Below are 12550 nucleotides of genomic sequence, written 5' to 3' on the forward strand. Positions count from 1 at the left end.
TCGCTCTGATCTCACAGTTCCGTCCGTCCTTGAGCTTGTCGAAGGACCGCTCTTGTTCGTCGCGGGTTGCGCTGCGTTGCAAGGGGAAGGACAGCCCTTCGACAAGCTCAGGGCAGGCGGGGTTGGGGTAATGCGAGCCGCGCGAGCGCCCAGCGGGCGGCTTCGGCCACCGCGGGGTCGGGGTCGTTGAGCAGGGCGGTAACGGGGCCTGCCAGCGCCACATCGCCGCTGTTGCCGGCGGCATATAGGCAGTTGCGCACCATCCGGTCGCGGCCGATGCGCTTGATCGGGGAGCCGGCGAACACCCGGCGGAAGGTCGCATCGTCGAGCGCGAGCAGTTCGGCCAGCTTGGGCGCCACGAGTTCGGCGCGGGGGAGGTAGGCGCGGTTGGCCTGCGCCGCCTTTGCGAACGAGTTCCACGGGCAGACCGCCAGGCAATCGTCGCAGCCGTAGATGCGGTTGCCGAGCCCGGCGCGTAAGGTTTCGGGCACCGGGCCCTTGTGCTCGATGGTGAGGTAGGAAACGCAGCGCCGCGCATCGAGGCGGTAGGGCGCGGGGAAGGCCTGCGTGGGGCAGGCATCCTGGCAGGCGCGGCACGATCCGCAGCGGTCCGCGTGGGGGGTGTCGAACGGCAGGTCGATCGTGGTGAACACCGCGCCCAGGAACAGCCAGCTGCCGTGGGTGCGGCTGACCATGTTGGTGTGCTTGCCCTGCCAGCCAAGGCCCGCCGCCTGTCCCAGCGGCTTTTCCATCACCGGGGCGGTATCGACGAAGACCTTGACCTCCGCCCCCGGCACTTGCGCCACCAGCCAGCGTGCCAGCGCCTTGAGCGCGCGCTTGACCACGTCGTGATAGTCGGCCCCTTGCGCATAGACCGAGATGCGGCCCCGGTCCGGCACGTCCGCCAGCGCCAGCGGATCGTGCGCGGGGGCATAGCTCATGCCCAGCGCGATCACGCTTTTCGCTTCGGGCCAGAGCGACTGCGGCCCGCGCCGGTGGTGCAGGCGGGTTTCCATCCACTCCATGGTGCCGTGGGCGCCTTCGCCCAGCCACTGTTCCAGCCGTTCGCCGCGCACCGGATCGTCGGCGGCGGGCGCAATGCCGCAGGCGGCAAAGCCCAAAGCCTCGGCCTCGGCCCTGATCCTTTGGGCAAGTGCTGCGTGCGCGTTAACCAAACTTGCTGTCCCGCTCGTTCATCGCCTAGGGTTAACGCCTCGCAGTCATGAAGATCCAGCTAGGGGAATGGGCGGTGTCGGGCAATCATGGCGATGCTGCCGCTGTTGACGCTTGCGGAGCGGAACTGGCCATCGAAGCGCGCGCGCTGGTCAAGCGGTTCGACGATTTCACCGCGGTCGACGGGGTCGACATCAGCGTTCCCAAGGGCGCGATCTACGGCATTCTCGGCCCCAACGGCGCGGGCAAGACCACCACGCTGCGCATGCTGCTGGGAATCATCGATCCCGATTCGGGCACCCGCCGCGTGCTCGGCTCCGACCGGCCGACCGAGGTTGCCCGGCGCATCGGCTACCTGCCCGAAGAGCGCGGGCTGTACCCGGCGATGAAGGCGACCGACGCCATCGCCTTCCTCGCCGCGCTGCGCGGGGTGCCGCTGGCCGAAGGGCGGCGCAAGGGGCGCGAACTGCTCGAAGCGCATGGCCTTGGCTATGCCGCCGACCGCCAGATCCGCCAGCTGTCCAAGGGCATGGCGCAGCAGGTGCAGCTGCTCGGCACGCTGGTCCACCAGCCGGATCTGGTGGTGTTCGACGAACCGTTTTCGGGCCTCGACGCGCTCAACCAGGGCAAGCTCGAACGCACGATCCGCGATCTGGCCGCGCGTGGCACCACGGTGATCTTTTCGACCCACGTGATCGCCCATGCCGAGCGGCTGTGCGACCAGGTGGCGATCATCGCCGGGGGCAAGGTGCCCTTTGCCGGGCCCGTGGACGCCGCACGCGATCGGCTGCGCCCGCAGGTGCGGCTGGAAACGCGTGTTGCAGATGGGCCGTGGCGCGCCGCACTGCCCGCCGATGCGCGGCACGAAGGCGCGTTCTGGTACTTCACCCTGCCCGAAAGCGGGATCGAGCCGCTGCTGCGCGCGCTGATCGAAGGGGAGGCGGGGATCCTCAGCCTGTCGATCGAGCGGGCCGGCCTGCACGATGCCTTCGTCGCCATCGCGGGCGAAGCGGCGGCCAGGGCGCTGGAGGAAAGCGTGGCCGACGCGGCGCAAGGGGCGCAAGTGAAAGGAGGGCGCCGCTGATGCTGCCTGAAAAACTGCGCGCGGCCTTCGTCGTCGCCCGGCGCGATTTCGTCGCGGTGATCTTTTCCAAGACCTTCATCTTCTTCCTGCTGGGGCCGCTGTTCCCGCTGGTGATCGGCGCGATGGCGGGGTCGATCGGTGCGCAAGTGCAGCGCGATCTCGACAATCCGTCGATCGGCGTTGCCATGCCCGCGCACCAGGGTGACCGGCTGGTTCGGGCGCGCAACGCCATGGCCGACCGGATGGCGGGGCAGGTGCCCGATTTCGTGGTGCTGGACCGCCTGCGCGATGGCGAGACGTTCGATGCGCGCGCCGAACTCGCCAAGGGCAGCGGCGTTGCCGCCGTGGTCACCGGCACGCTCGATGCGCCGGTGCTGACCGGCCCGCAGGGGCGCATCGGCGATTGGCAGGGCATGATCTCTACCTTCGCCGCACGCGCCCGCACGGCGAGCCCCACCGCCTTTCCAGAAGTGCGCGGCGACGTGGTGCAAACGACCGTCGCAAGCCAGCGCAACGGCCGCATCGCCACCGCGCAGGGCGGGCAGGTGCTGCTGTTCCTGCTGACCATGCTGCTGGCGGGCATGGTGCTGTCCAACCTGGTGGAGGAAAAGGGCAACAAGATCATCGAGGTGCTGGCCGCGGCCATCCCGATGGACGCACTGTTCCTGGGCAAGCTGTTCGCCATGCTGGCGGTCAGCCTTGTCGGCATCGCCGTGTGGGGCACGGCCTATGGCGCGCTGGTGATGGCCGGCATGCGATCGATGCCCGAACTGGCGACGCCGGCGGTCGGCTGGCCGGTGTTCCTGGTGCTGGGCTTCTTCTACTTCGCCATGGCCTATCTGCTGCTGGGGTCGCTGTTCCTGTCGATCGGCGGCATGGCGACGACCGTGCGCGAAGTGCAGACGCTGTCGATGCCGGTGACGATGATGCAGCTGATGGTGTTCTTCTTCGCCAGCTTCGCGCTGGCGCGGCCGGGCACCTGGATCGAATGGGCGGCCATCCTGTTCCCCGTCAGCTCGCCCTTCGCGATGATCGCGCAGGCCGCGCAGAAGCCGGCGCTGTGGCCGCATCTGCTGGCGCTCGGTTGGCAGGCCGCGTGGGTGCTGCTGATCGTGCGGATGGGCGCGCAGCTGTTCCGCCGCACCGTGCTGAAATCGGGGGCGGGTGGGCGTCCGGCGCGGCGTTCGATCTTCGCGATGTTGCGAAAACCGGCCTAATTGACACTCGTGTAGGTTGCGCGGATAGTACGCGCACAAGGCGGCCGTCGGACGGGCGAGTCGCCGCGCATGAGAGGATCCGCATGGCCACGCAACTCGCGCCCGAGGCACCTGCTTTCACCTATCGCCGTTCGCCCACCGCCAACGAAGCGTTCGAGGAATGGCTGCGCAGCAATCCGCAGGCGCTGCCGACGCACACCCACCCGTGGGACGTCAGCCGCTCCGACATCTACGTCAACGACACCTGGGGCCCGATCTTCCGCGAAATGCGCGAGAAGGCGCCCGTCAACAAGGTGACCGGCACGCCCTATGGCGATTACTGGAACGTGGCGAGCCACCAGGCGATCAGCCATGTCGAGGCGCTGCCCGAGCTGTTCTCCTCGTCGTGGCGCCATGGCGGCATCACCATCGGCGATCCGCCGGCCGACATCGATCCCGAAGTGCTCGCCGAACGGCAGCTGCCGATGTTCATCGCGATGGACCGGCCCGAGCACACCGGCCAGCGCCGCACCGTGGCGCCCGCCTTCACGCCCGCCAAGATCGTGGAGATGGAGGCGGAAATCCGCCGCCGCACCGCCACCGTGCTCGATTCGCTGCCTGTCGGCGAAAAGTTCGACTGGGTCGACAAGGTTTCGATCGAGCTGACCACGGGCATGCTCGCGATCCTGTTCGGCTTCCCGTGGGAAGACCGCCGCCTGCTGACGTTCTGGTCGGACTGGGCGGGCGATGTCGAGCTGACGCTGGCGCGCGATCTGGCCGACGACCGCCACGCGATCCTGATGGAGATGGCGCACTATTTCCAGCGCCTGTGGATGGAGCGGATGGGGGCGGCGCCCACGCCCGACCTCATCTCGATGATGATCCATTCCGAGGCGATGAGCCACATGAGCCCGCAGGAGTTCATGGGCAACCTGGTGCTGCTGATCGTGGGCGGCAACGATACCACGCGCAACACCATGTCGGGGATCGTCCACGCGCTGCACACCTTCCCGGACCAGCGCGCGATCCTGGAAGCCGATGGATCGGTGATCCCCAACGCGGTGCAGGAATGCATCCGCTTCGTGACGCCGCTTGCCCACATGCGCCGCACCGCCACCGCCGATGCCGAGCTGTTCGGCAACGAGATCAAGGCCGGCGACAAGCTGGTGATGTGGTACCTTTCGGCCAACCGCGACGAAGCGGTGTTCCCCAATGCCGACAAGCTGCTGGTGGAGCGCGAGAACGCCCGGCGGCACCTGTCGTTCGGCTATGGCATCCACCGCTGCGTGGGCGCGCGCCTTGCCGAACTGCAGCTGCGCGTGCTGCTCGAGGAAATGCGCGAACGCCGCATGCGGGTGCACGTGACGGGCGAGGTCAAGCGGGTGCGCGCGAACTTCGTCCACGGCTTCCGCAAGCTGGAAGTCGAAGTCGAACGGTACTGAACAAAGCGGCCCTGAACGCGCGCGTGATCCCGGTCATCGCGCGTTCAGGGACGAATCGCTAGCCAGACGGGGTCCGGCGGCGGTTTATCCCTCCCCCACCACAGCCGGATCGAACCGCCGGAGGCGGGCACCCAGCCCCCCCCTAGCCCGTCTCCGGCAAGGTTCCATTGCTTCCCGGCAAGCGTTTCCCATATCCGGCCGGGCCACCAGGCCAGACCTCAGGCCGAACATCAGGAAAGCTGCGATGCCCCACGCGCCCTTGTCCGCTCCCGCCAGCCGCCGCCAGATCCTTGGCGGGATCGCCGCGGTTTCGACGCTGGCGCTGGCCAGTGCCTGCGGTGCGACGCCGGTGGCGCAGGGTAACTTCCCGGTGCGCTTCAGCGATGCCGAATGGAAGAAGCGGCTCACCCCGGAACAATACTACATCCTGCGCCAGGCCGGCACGGAGCGGCCATTCACTTCGCCCCTGCTCAACGAACACCGCAAGGGCACGTTCGTCTGCGCGGCGGACGGCAATGCGCTGTTCTCCTCTGCCACCAAGTTCGACAGCGGCACCGGCTGGCCCAGCTTCTGGAAGCCGCTCGACCGCGCGGTGGCGACGACCACCGATCGCAGCTTCGGCATGAACCGAACCGAAGTGCACTGCACCCGCTGCGGCGGGCACCTGGGCCACGTGTTCGACGATGGCCCGAAGCCGACCGGGCTGCGGTATTGCATGAACGGCGATGCGATGAAGTTCCGGCCGGGCTGACGCTTCGGCCAGGCCTGCATCGTCGGGCGGCGTAGCCCTTTTAGGTTGCCGCCCCCCGGCAACGCTATCGCCGCGCGCGGCGCCGTGCCATGAGGCGCCCCGCGATGCGCCTCATCAAGCTGTTCCTGCTGTTGCCGCTGCTGGTGCTCCTGCTGGTGGCGGGCGTCATCCGCGATCGCGATCCGCTGCGCCAGCCCCGGCTCGAGCCGCAGGGCGCGCTGGGGCTCACCGATCTGCTGGGGGCATCGGGCCCGATCGCGGTCGGCCCGGACGTGCAGATCGTCGGTGCCTGGGCGATGCGGGGCGGGTTCCCCTTGTTCGGCAACTATTCGGCGCTGACCTTCCTGCCCGATGGCCGCCTGTTCGCGCTGGGGGACCGCAACAGCTATCTGGTGATGCAGACGCCCGATCGCGGTACGGGGCCGGTCGCCGTGGGGATGCCGTTCCCGGTCACCTGGCCAGACCTGCACATTTCGACCGACGCCGAATCGGTCAGCGCGATTGCCGGCACGGGGCAGCTGCTGGTGGGGCGCGAAGGCACCGATCGCCTGGCGGTGTTCGATCCCGACATGACGCGCTTCCATGAAATCCGGGTGCGCGAGTTGCGCGAATGGGGCTTCAACCAGGGGCCCGAAGCAATGCGCCAGCTGGCCGACGGGCGGCTGGTGCTGATCGCCGAGATGCGCCAGCACTGGTACGACCGCAGCCGCTATCCCGGCTTCGTCTTCCGCGGCATTCCGCAGCCGGGTGAACGTCCGGCGCGCTTCGTGCTCGACATGCCCGAAGGTTTCCGCCCGACCGAGCTGGCGCAGTTGCCCGATGGGCGGGTGCTGGTGCTGGGCCGCAAGTTCACCGTCACCGGCTTCTACAGCGTGATCGTCACCGCCGACCCCGGGGACATCCGCGCCGGGGCCGAAGTGCGCACGCAGGAAATCGCGCGGATCGGCGATTCGCGGGTGCGGGAAAACTACGAAGGGATGGCGGTGCGGCCCGAACGCGATGGATCAGCCACGATATGGCTGGTTTCGGACAGCAACACGATGGTCTGGCTGCAGCGAACGATCCTGCTCAAGCTGCATGTCCGAAAGGCGGGGGAAGCCGCCGGTCGGAGCGATCCCCGGGTGGGCTGAGCCACCCCTGGGACCGTTCGGGAAAGGCCGGCTGCGCCCGTGCGCGCCGGCCCGTTGTCCCGGATCAGGCGGCGGTGGCGACCGCCTTGACCAGCTCGCGCTTCACCTTGAGCGCGCGCGGGGAAAGCTTCGTGTCCGACTGCTTGAGCAGCCAGTTGTCGAGGCCGCCGTTGTGCTCCACCGAGCGCAGGCCATGGGTCGAGACGCGGAACTTGAAGCTGCGGTCCAGCTTCTCGCTCATCAGCGTGACGTTCTGCAGGTTGGGCAGGAACAGACGCTTGGTCTTGTTGTTGGCGTGGCTCACGTTGTGACCGACTTGGCGGCCCTTACCGGTCAGTTCGCAGATACGCGACATGGTCAAAACTCGCTTCGTGTGTTCGATAAACCTATCGGGAAGGCGCGGCCTTTATCGATTCAGGGCGCGAAGTCAAGGATTCGCGGGCGCAGATTGCGTTGCACGGGGCAAGCGGTGCCGGTAGGCCCGCAGCATGACCCGCTGGCCGCTTCCCGTACCCATGCAGGCCGCGCTGGAACAGGCGCGCTGCGCCGCCGATGAAGGCGAAGTGCCGATCGGCGCGGTGATCGTCAAGGACGGCGCGATCATCGCCCGCGCCCGCAATGCGCCGCGCGGCACGTGCGATCCCACCGCCCATGCCGAAGTGCTGGCGATTCGCGCCGCCGCCGCCACGCTGGGCCAGGAACGGCTCGAAGGCTGCGACCTGTGGGTGACGCTGGAGCCCTGCGCGATGTGTGCCGGCGCCATCGTCCATGCGCGGATCGCGCGGGTGTACTACGCCGCGTCGGACCCGAAGGGCGGCGCGGTGGAGCACGGCGGGCGGATCTTCGACCAGCCGACCTGCCTGCACCGGCCCGAAGTCTATTCCGGCATGGGCGAGGGCGCGGCGGCGGCCCTGCTGCAGGATTTCTTCAGGGCGCGGCGATAGACACGGGCGCATCGTTGCCCGGTCCGTCGCGGCCCCTGGGACACGCGACGTAGGCCTTGCTGCGGCCCAGGCAGAGGTGGACTTCCTTCAACTGCCCCTCGCGCCCCAGCAACAGGCGGATGCCGCGCATCGGCAGGCCCGGATTGGCGGCGACGAAGGCGCGGCGCAAGGTGCCGGCATCGAGCGTGGGCCGGCGGGCGAGCGCCGCCATGTCGGGCAGGCGGACGCGCGCCCAGGCTTTCTCCGCCTCGCCGAAATAGACCGCCGGGGTGGCGCTCATGCAAGCGCCGTGCTTGGCCCATTCGTGGGTCAGCAGGTCGGGGCTGGGCGTCATGCACAGATGGCGGCGCAGCGTGGCGACATCGGGCATGGTGCGCGCGGGGCACCATTGCGGCCAGCCGCCGCCGCGCGCCTCGGGCCACAGGCCGTGGAGGACGAAGCCGAAGCGCCCCATCGTGCCGCACTGCATCGATTCGCCGCCACCGGTGCGGCGCGTGCGGCAGAATTCGGGCGACCAGCTGAGCGCCAGCGTATAGCCCGCGATGGCGGTGCGCCGCATCGGGCCATCGGGCGCGGGCGCGGGCGGTTGGGCAAAGGCCGGGGGCAGGCGGCACGAGGGCGCTTCGGCCCGGGCGGCGGCCGAAGTGGCGGTGACAGCGAGCGCCAGCGCCACCAGACGGGCGCGGCGCACGGGCATCAGCGCTTGGCCAGCCATTCGCCGGTTTCGCGCCGGAACAGGAAGACGAGCGCTGCCACCTCGATCGACAGCGCGGCAAGGCTCAGCAGCGCGAAGACCGGGCTGATCGCCTTGGCCAGTGCGGGGATGCCGGCAATGCCGATCAAGTCGAGCACGGCGAGCGCGACGACGAACCAGCGCGCCAGCCCCATCCGCCCGCGCGAGACGACGAGGGCAAGCCCGGTCGAGACGGCGGCATTGGCAAAGGCACCGGTCATGATCGTGGGCGGGGCGGCCTGGGTGAAGGCGGCGAGCGCGCCCATGAAGGCGGCCACGTTGCCAAGGCGCAGCGCCTGCGCGGCAAGGAACAGGCGCTCGAACCAGGTGACCGAAACGGGGCGGTTCATGCGGCTGCTCCTGCGGTTGCTCCAAGCGGGGTGAAATCGAGCCCGATGTCGGCGGCGGGCGCCGACTGGGTGAGGCGGCCGACCGAAACGTAGTCGACACCGGTGGCGGCGATGGCGGCGATGGTGTCGAGCCGGACCCCGCCGCTCGCCTCGCACGGCACGCGCCCGGCGACGACGGCGAGCGCTTCGCGCAAGAGGTCGGGGCCCATGTTGTCGAGCAGCAGGCGGGTGGCCCCGGCGGTGAGCGCGGGCTCGATCTGGTCGATGCGGTCGACCTCGCAGATCACGTCCTTCACACCCGCCGCCAGCGCGCGGCGCACCGCTTCGGCAACGCCGCCGGCGACGAGGACGTGGTTGTCCTTGATCATCGCCGCGTCCCACAGCCCCATGCGGTGGTTGTGGCCGCCGCCGGTGCGCACGGCATACTTTTCGAGGTGGCGCAGGCCGGGGATGGTCTTGCGCGTATCGAGCAGCTTCGCCTTGGTTTCGCCCATGGCGGTGACATAGGTGCGGGTGAGCGTGGCGACGCCCGAGAGGTGCTGCACCGTGTTGAGCGCGGAGCGTTCGGCGGTGAGCATGGCGCGGGCGTTGCCTTCCAGCCGCATCAGCTCGCTGCCCGCCGGAACCTGCGCGCCTTCCTCGACAAGGATGTCGATCGTCATGTCGGGATCGAGCGCGCGGAAGAAGGCCGCCGCGATCGGCAGCCCGCAGACCGCAATCGCATCGCGGCTGTCCATCACGCCCGAAAAGCGCGCGTCGGCCGGGATCACGCTGTCGCTGGTGACGTCGACGCCGCCGCCGGGCAGGCCGTGGCCGAGGTCTTCGGCAAGCGTGGCGGCGACGAAGGCGTCGAGATCGAAACCGGTGAGGGTAAAGCTGCTCATGGCCTGCGCCATACCACCCCGGCGCACCGTGTCGAGCGGGAGTCGCCGCACGGTGCGCGGTGTCTCGACTTCGCTCGACACGAGCGGGATTTAGCGTTCAGCGATCAGTGGACGAAGCGCGCCACCACGTCGCGGTAGGAGCGGCTGACCTTCACTTCCGCGCCGCTTTCCAGCACGAGGAAGCATTCGCCGTTGGTGTGCGGGCGGACCTGGCGCACCTGATCAAGGTTGACGATCTTCGAGCGGTGGACGCGCTGGAATACGCGCGGATCGAGCCGGCGTTCGAGATCCTTCATCGTTTCGCGCAGGATCAGCGAATTGTCGCCGGTGTAGATGCACATGTAGTCGCCCGCCGCCTCGATCCGTTCGATCGAATCGACATCGACCCGGAAGATCTGGCCGCGATCCTTGATGTTGATCAGCTTTTCGAAGCGGCCGGCGGCAGGTTCGCCATCATCGACCATTTCGGGCATCGCATCGGGGGCCACTTCGGCGAGCACGTTCTTGAGCTTTTCCGCTTCTTCCAGCCCGCGCTTTTCGGCAAGGCGGGTGCGCGCGCGATCGAGCGCGTCGGCGAGGCGGTCTTCCTCCACCGGCTTGAGCAGGTAGTCGACGGCGTTGGCTTCGAACGCCTTGATCGCGTGTTCGGAAAAGGCGGTCACGAACACGAACAGGGGCGGATCGATCTCCATCACGCCCTTGACCACCGAGAAACCGTCGAAGCCGGGCATCTGGATGTCGCAGAACACGAGGTCGGGCTTTTCGGTCTTGATCTTGCGAATGGCCTCGCGCCCGTTCGAGCAGGTGTCGATCACCTCCACGTCGGGGAAGGCCTGAAGCCGAAGCTGAAGGCCCTGGATGGCGAGCTTCTCGTCATCGACGAGGATCGTACGGATGGTCATGCGCTACCCTTGTTATGTCTAGAGCAACCGCGACAGAAATGCGTGCCGGGCTCGAGGTTCCCGAACATGGTCAATTTACAGCGAGCCGCGGCGCGCCCGACGAAGCAGCCGATCGCGTGCCAACCGGCAAGGGAGCGGGTTCGCGGGCCTCGAACGGAAGTTCGATGGTCACCACGAAACCGCCCTCGGGCCGGTTGCCGATGTCGAAGCGCTGGTTTTCCCCGTAGGCCTGCGCCAGCCGGTCGCGGATGTTCGCAAGGCCGACGCCGGTCGAGACATGTCCCGACGAGATTGTGTCGCTGCTGTCGCTGGTCACGCCGAACAACTTCGACGGGTCGGTGCCCGCTGGCAACCCCGGCCCCGTATCGGACACGGTAACGCGAAGCATCGAGCCGACGAGTTGCGTCGAAATCGTTATTTCAGCACCATATTCCATCGGGCTGACCGCATACTTGATCGCGTTTTCGACCAGCGGCTGCAGCAGCAGCGAAGGCATCAGCCCGGCGCGGGTATCGTCGTCGATGCGGAATTCGGTGCGCAGCCGTTCTTCGAAGCGCATCCGCTCAATATCGAGATAGAGCTTCAGCGTCTCGATCTCCTGCGCGACGGTGACCCGCGCGGTGGGTTCGTTGACCAGCGTGTAGCGCAGGAACGAGGACAGCCGGCTGAGCATCGCGTTGGCGGGCTCGGTCTGCTTGAGCAGCACCAGCGTGGAGATCGAATTGAGCGTGTTGAACAGGAAGTGCGGATTGAGCTGGTAGCGCAGCATGGCGAGCTGCGCGCTGGTCGCCTGGTTTTCCAGCCGCATCAGCTGGTCGTTCTGTTCTTCGACCTGGATGTAGAAGTTGATCGCATAATAGAGCGCCGACCACGCGCCGAGCAGCGTCAGGTCAAGGTAGAACACGCCCAGGAACAGCTGCGCGAACCCCGCATCGCTGTTGGTGCGATAGAGGCTGATCACCCACGAATCGATGAAGGCGTACAAGCCCACCGCGATGGCGAGGACGAAGGCGGTGACGCCCCAGGTGATCAGCGGCCGCCGGTTGATCAGCGCGCGATAGATCACCGACAGGATCAGCGAGATCGAAAAGCCGGTGATCGTGGCGATCAGCACGATGATCAGGAACGACCATGGCTGGGCGTTGGCGATGCTCGACAACGCGCGCAGCGCCAGCGCGCCGCCCCAGCCGAGGAACTGAAGGCGCCAGAAAGCGCGGTTCTTGTTGCCGAAGAACGGCGCGGGAGTCAGCGGCAGCACGGCCATCGGCAGGGTTGTAGCCCCAAGCGGTCCATTGCGCAAAGCCCTGGGAAGCGTCAGGCTCTGCGCAACAACGACAACGATCGAGGAGAGGGGCCATGAGCCACGATTCGCACGCAGAGGTAGAAGACCGCGCCGTGTTCCGTTCGATGATGGAAGGCACGGCCGAGGACTGGGCGATCATTTCGCGCGATTACAACGCCTTTGCCAGCACCCTGGCGGATCGCGTGCTGACGCACTTGCGGCTGCTCGACGGCGATTTCGGCGGCTTTCCGGTCGACCGGCTGACGCACAGCCTGCAATGCGCGACGCGCGCGCACCGCGATGGCCGGGGCGAAACCTATGTGATCATGGCGCTGCTGCACGACATCGGCGACACGCTTGGCACCTACAACCACCCGGAGGTGGCGGCGGCGATCGTCAAGCCTTTCGTGACCGAGGAGGAGCACTGGATCTGCCAGAATCACGGCGCGTTCCAGGGCTATTACTATTTCCACTTCCTGGGCATGGATCGCAACATGCGCGACCGGTACCGCGACGATCCGCACTATGCCGCCTGCGCCGAATTCTGCGAGAAGTACGACCAGTCGGCGTTCGATCCGGACTACGACACGCTGCCGCTGTCGTTCTTCGAACCGATGCTGCGACGGGTGATGGCAAAGCCGCTGAAGCGCCAGCCGACCTCGGCGGTGGCGGCCTGAGG

General features: G+C 67.7%; 14 protein-coding genes. 7 read left to right on the plus strand and 7 right to left on the minus strand.

The features are described 5' to 3' along the window. Nucleotides 1-107: 107 nt before the first annotated feature. A complete protein-coding gene (queG, locus tag AACH40_RS00040) occupies nucleotides 108-1175 on the minus strand; it encodes a tRNA epoxyqueuosine(34) reductase QueG (RefSeq protein WP_338643698.1) in 1068 nt (355 codons plus the stop codon). Between the two features lie 47 nt (nucleotides 1176-1222). Here queG and AACH40_RS00045 point away from each other — a divergent pair, with 47 nt between their 5' ends. The 5 genes from AACH40_RS00045 to AACH40_RS00065 all read left to right on the plus strand — a co-directional run bounded on the left by AACH40_RS00045 (nucleotide 1223) and on the right by AACH40_RS00065 (nucleotide 6776). Continuing rightward, entirely contained in the window at nucleotides 1223-2257 is a 1035-nt protein-coding gene (locus tag AACH40_RS00045) for an ABC transporter ATP-binding protein (protein WP_338643699.1), read from the plus strand. Continuing rightward, nucleotides 2257-3474 (plus strand): ABC transporter permease, encoded by a 1218-nt coding sequence (locus AACH40_RS00050; protein WP_338643700.1) that lies wholly within the window; start codon nucleotides 2257-2259, stop codon nucleotides 3472-3474. The genes AACH40_RS00045 and AACH40_RS00050 overlap by 1 nt, the downstream gene beginning before the upstream one ends. Before the next feature lie 83 nt (nucleotides 3475-3557). Beyond that, nucleotides 3558-4895 (plus strand): cytochrome P450, encoded by a 1338-nt coding sequence (locus AACH40_RS00055; RefSeq protein WP_338643701.1) that lies wholly within the window; start codon nucleotides 3558-3560, stop codon nucleotides 4893-4895. Between the two features lie 244 nt (nucleotides 4896-5139). Further along, nucleotides 5140-5646, plus strand: coding sequence for a peptide-methionine (R)-S-oxide reductase MsrB (msrB, locus tag AACH40_RS00060; RefSeq protein WP_338643702.1), 507 nt, complete (start codon nucleotides 5140-5142; stop codon nucleotides 5644-5646). 104 nt (nucleotides 5647-5750) lie between these two features. Next, nucleotides 5751-6776, plus strand: a complete 1026-nt coding sequence (locus AACH40_RS00065; RefSeq protein ID WP_338643703.1) for an esterase-like activity of phytase family protein — start codon at nucleotides 5751-5753, stop codon at nucleotides 6774-6776. Nucleotides 6777-6840: 64 nt separating this feature from the next. Here AACH40_RS00065 and rpmB read toward each other — a convergent pair whose 3' ends face one another. Continuing rightward, a complete protein-coding gene (gene rpmB / locus AACH40_RS00070; protein ID WP_169494522.1) occupies nucleotides 6841-7131 on the minus strand; it encodes a 50S ribosomal protein L28 in 291 nt (96 codons plus the stop codon). 133 nt (nucleotides 7132-7264) lie between these two features. On the opposite strand from rpmB, the gene AACH40_RS00075 reads away from it, so the two are divergent. Then, complete coding sequence (locus AACH40_RS00075; RefSeq protein WP_338643705.1) at nucleotides 7265-7720, plus strand: nucleoside deaminase; 456 nt, start codon at nucleotides 7265-7267, stop codon at nucleotides 7718-7720. Here the strand turns inward: AACH40_RS00075 and AACH40_RS00080 are convergent. From AACH40_RS00080 to AACH40_RS00100, 5 genes are all read right to left on the minus strand, one after another. Further along, nucleotides 7704-8435: a ribonuclease T2 gene (locus AACH40_RS00080; protein WP_338643706.1), complete on the minus strand. Its 732-nt coding sequence runs from the start codon at nucleotides 8433-8435 to the stop codon at nucleotides 7704-7706. The genes AACH40_RS00075 and AACH40_RS00080 overlap by 17 nt on opposite strands. Beyond that, on the minus strand, nucleotides 8417-8803 hold the full coding sequence (locus AACH40_RS00085) for a hypothetical protein (protein WP_169494525.1): 387 nt from the start codon (nucleotides 8801-8803) through the stop codon (nucleotides 8417-8419). Before AACH40_RS00085 ends, AACH40_RS00080 begins: the two co-directional genes overlap by 19 nt. Further along, a complete protein-coding gene (nadC, locus tag AACH40_RS00090) occupies nucleotides 8800-9687 on the minus strand; it encodes a carboxylating nicotinate-nucleotide diphosphorylase (protein WP_338643707.1) in 888 nt (295 codons plus the stop codon). Before nadC ends, AACH40_RS00085 begins: the two co-directional genes overlap by 4 nt. A gap of 104 nt (nucleotides 9688-9791) precedes the next feature. Then, nucleotides 9792-10589 (minus strand): LytR/AlgR family response regulator transcription factor, encoded by a 798-nt coding sequence (locus AACH40_RS00095; RefSeq protein ID WP_169494526.1) that lies wholly within the window; start codon nucleotides 10587-10589, stop codon nucleotides 9792-9794. 70 nt (nucleotides 10590-10659) lie between these two features. Next, on the minus strand, nucleotides 10660-11853 hold the full coding sequence (locus AACH40_RS00100; RefSeq protein ID WP_169494527.1) for a sensor histidine kinase: 1194 nt from the start codon (nucleotides 11851-11853) through the stop codon (nucleotides 10660-10662). Nucleotides 11854-11945: 92 nt separating this feature from the next. On the opposite strand from AACH40_RS00100, the gene AACH40_RS00105 reads away from it, so the two are divergent. Next, entirely contained in the window at nucleotides 11946-12548 is a 603-nt protein-coding gene (locus tag AACH40_RS00105) for an HD domain-containing protein (protein WP_338643708.1), read from the plus strand. Nucleotides 12549-12550 lie beyond the last annotated feature (2 nt).

Source organism: Novosphingobium olei (assembly GCF_037076535.1).
GTDB classification, from domain to species: domain Bacteria; phylum Pseudomonadota; class Alphaproteobacteria; order Sphingomonadales; family Sphingomonadaceae; genus Novosphingobium; species Novosphingobium olei.

Bases quoted from the DNA above. Each gene is read 5' to 3' on its own strand.
- AACH40_RS00045 (WP_338643699.1), top strand. From the start codon at position 1,223: ATGAAGATCCAGCTAGGGGAATGGGCGGTGTCGGGCAATCATGGCGAT.
- AACH40_RS00050 (WP_338643700.1), top strand. From the start codon at position 2,257: ATGCTGCCTGAAAAACTGCGCGCGGCCTTCGTCGTCGCCCGGCGCGAT.
- AACH40_RS00055 (WP_338643701.1), top strand. From the start codon at position 3,558: ATGGCCACGCAACTCGCGCCCGAGGCACCTGCTTTCACCTATCGCCGT.
- msrB (WP_338643702.1), top strand. From the start codon at position 5,140: ATGCCCCACGCGCCCTTGTCCGCTCCCGCCAGCCGCCGCCAGATCCTT.
- AACH40_RS00065 (WP_338643703.1), top strand. From the start codon at position 5,751: ATGCGCCTCATCAAGCTGTTCCTGCTGTTGCCGCTGCTGGTGCTCCTG.
- rpmB (WP_169494522.1), bottom strand. From the start codon at position 7,131: ATGTCGCGTATCTGCGAACTGACCGGTAAGGGCCGCCAAGTCGGTCAC.
- AACH40_RS00075 (WP_338643705.1), top strand. From the start codon at position 7,265: ATGACCCGCTGGCCGCTTCCCGTACCCATGCAGGCCGCGCTGGAACAG.
- AACH40_RS00080 (WP_338643706.1), bottom strand. From the start codon at position 8,435: ATGGCTGGCCAAGCGCTGATGCCCGTGCGCCGCGCCCGTCTGGTGGCG.
- AACH40_RS00085 (WP_169494525.1), bottom strand. From the start codon at position 8,803: ATGAACCGCCCCGTTTCGGTCACCTGGTTCGAGCGCCTGTTCCTTGCC.
- nadC (WP_338643707.1), bottom strand. From the start codon at position 9,687: ATGAGCAGCTTTACCCTCACCGGTTTCGATCTCGACGCCTTCGTCGCC.
- AACH40_RS00095 (WP_169494526.1), bottom strand. From the start codon at position 10,589: ATGACCATCCGTACGATCCTCGTCGATGACGAGAAGCTCGCCATCCAG.
- AACH40_RS00100 (WP_169494527.1), bottom strand. From the start codon at position 11,853: ATGGCCGTGCTGCCGCTGACTCCCGCGCCGTTCTTCGGCAACAAGAAC.
- AACH40_RS00105 (WP_338643708.1), top strand. From the start codon at position 11,946: ATGAGCCACGATTCGCACGCAGAGGTAGAAGACCGCGCCGTGTTCCGT.